A 1999-nucleotide genomic window follows, 5' to 3' on the forward strand; every position below is an offset into this window, starting at 1 on the left:
AAGCAAAGCGAGTTACGGATAGCCCTGCAAGGCTTGTCCAAGCGTTAGGAACAGGGTGACGACACGATTGGCAACAAGCAACTGCAAGCAGTCCTACCTCCATCTCTAAATAGCGGTTGCGCTCTTCTAGTTGCTTGTTTTTGAGTTGTAACTCTTATTCTGGGGTAAGGTTCGGTTTACTGTCTACCCCTTTACCTCTGCGGTCTAGGAGTCCTTGACTACCGTCCTTCTCAAACTTTCTCACCCAGGAATAAACTTATTGGTAGAAAATGCCATATTTCTCAATCGCTGCCTGATAATCCTTATCATGAATAATGGTGAAGTTGACAATCTCCACACGTTCTTCAAAAGTGGTTTTACGTCCTTGGTTCATACGACTTAATCCTTTACTAGTTGCTTTGATTTCTTTACCACTAGTATACCGTTTTATCCACTTTTCGAGAACACTTCTAGAGGATATTTGATACCTGTCACAAATAGTATACGTTGACCCTGTTCCATTAAGATAATCTTGTACAGCTTGTTCTTTGACTTCTTTTGAGTACCTCGTCCAAGTTTTCCTTTCTTTTAGTCCTGCTATACCTAGCTGTTTGTATTTACGAACCCAAGTTCTAATGGTGGTATCACTAACGCCATATTCCCTTATTAAGCTTGAAATGGATTTCCCTTTTTCTAGATACAAGTTAACAATCTCTAGTTTTTCTTCTACTGATTTTGGAATTCTTTTTGACATACGAAAACTCCCCTTTTAGTTTCTAGTGAATTTTTGTTTTTTCACTGTCCACTATAAGGGGAGTATATCAATTTGTCCTAACCTCTTTTTGATTTTTTATACTAATTGTAAAAAAAGGGGAGCGTTGACTTTATTCTCCCTTTTTAACATCATTATTTTCCAAATAAGCCCTTGACCTTGTCAAGAAGGCTGTCGGCACCTTGCGCACCTTCAACGAGAGTTTTTGCTTGCTCAAAGTATTCTCCGAGATTATCTTTTTGCTCATTGACAAAATCAACTGCTGCTGAGAAGTCTTTCTTTTCAATTAGTTCTTTAACTTGGTTAAATAGGTCTTGTGGATTCATTTTGGAACCCCTTTCTTTTAAGATAACTTTATTAAACCATAAAAATTTCTTTTTTAAAAGTTTTTAGCTTATGAAATTTACTTTTGTTATAATAGATTATAGATATGAAAGGAGTAGATATGAAGCTAGCAACGATTTGTTATATTGATAATGGAAGAGAATTACTGCTTTTACATCGTAATAAAAAACCTAATGATGTCCATTTAGGGAAATGGATTTCTGTTGGAGGGAAGCTTGAAAAAGGAGAAAGTCCAGAAGAGTGTGCAGTTCGTGAAGTTTTTGAAGAAACTGGCCTTAAAGTTGATGACATGGAGTTATGTGGAATAATTACTTTTCCAGAATTTACGCCAGGTCATGATTGGTATACCTATGTTTTTAAAGTCACTCAATTTTCAGGTGAGTTATTAGAAGATTGTCCTGAGGGAACTTTAGAATGGGTTCCTTATGATCAAGTCTTATCTAAGCCAACTTGGGAAGGGGATTACGAAATGTTCAAATGGATTTTAGAAGATGTTCCGTTTTTTTCTGCTAAGATGACTTATGAGAGTGGAAACTTGGCTGAAAAAAAAGTAATATTTTATCCGTACAATTAGTCTATTCTTACACTTATCAACTTCTCTATTTTATCAGTTGAAACTCACTCCGACAAACTCATGAAAAAATATCGCTTTCTCATAATGATTTTTCATAAAAAGTTATAATTTTATCATGAAATTTTGTTATAATATAGATAGGTGAAATAGAGGATGAACCGATGCACTTATGTAATTGGTATGAAGATATTTTGAAGAAAATGAGGCTGGGCAAAAACTAGTTTCAGAACACAAAAAAAACGGGCATTTCCGCAGTTGGAGATGCTCGTTTTTTTATGCCATGGTTTATAATTATAATAACCACAAAACAACTAGAAAGCCATGACTAT

Annotated in this window: 2 protein-coding genes and 1 pseudogene; 1 reads left to right on the forward strand and 2 read right to left on the reverse strand. The window is 35.2% G+C overall.

All coding sequences use genetic code 11. The features are described 5' to 3' along the window. Nucleotides 1-85: 85 nt before the first annotated feature. A pseudogene (locus GZ996_RS11555) lies at nucleotides 86-733 on the reverse strand (helix-turn-helix domain-containing protein); the annotation flags it as partial. A gap of 152 nt (nucleotides 734-885) precedes the next feature. Further along, nucleotides 886-1077, reverse strand: a complete 192-nt coding sequence (locus GZ996_RS11560; RefSeq protein WP_162012122.1) for an adenylosuccinate synthetase — start codon at nucleotides 1075-1077, stop codon at nucleotides 886-888. A gap of 104 nt (nucleotides 1078-1181) precedes the next feature. On the opposite strand from GZ996_RS11560, the gene GZ996_RS11565 reads away from it, so the two are divergent. Continuing rightward, complete coding sequence (locus tag GZ996_RS11565) at nucleotides 1182-1670, forward strand: NUDIX hydrolase (RefSeq protein ID WP_232323271.1); 489 nt, start codon at nucleotides 1182-1184, stop codon at nucleotides 1668-1670. Nucleotides 1671-1999 lie beyond the last annotated feature (329 nt).

The sequence above is a fragment of the Streptococcus sp. S784/96/1 genome, assembly GCF_902729355.1.
Taxonomy (GTDB): domain Bacteria; phylum Bacillota; class Bacilli; order Lactobacillales; family Streptococcaceae; genus Streptococcus; species Streptococcus caledonicus.

Bases quoted from the DNA above. Each gene is read 5' to 3' on its own strand.
- GZ996_RS11565 (WP_232323271.1), top strand. From the start codon at position 1,182: ATGAAAGGAGTAGATATGAAGCTAGCAACGATTTGTTATATTGATAAT.
- GZ996_RS11560 (WP_162012122.1), bottom strand. From the start codon at position 1,077: ATGAATCCACAAGACCTATTTAACCAAGTTAAAGAACTAATTGAAAAG.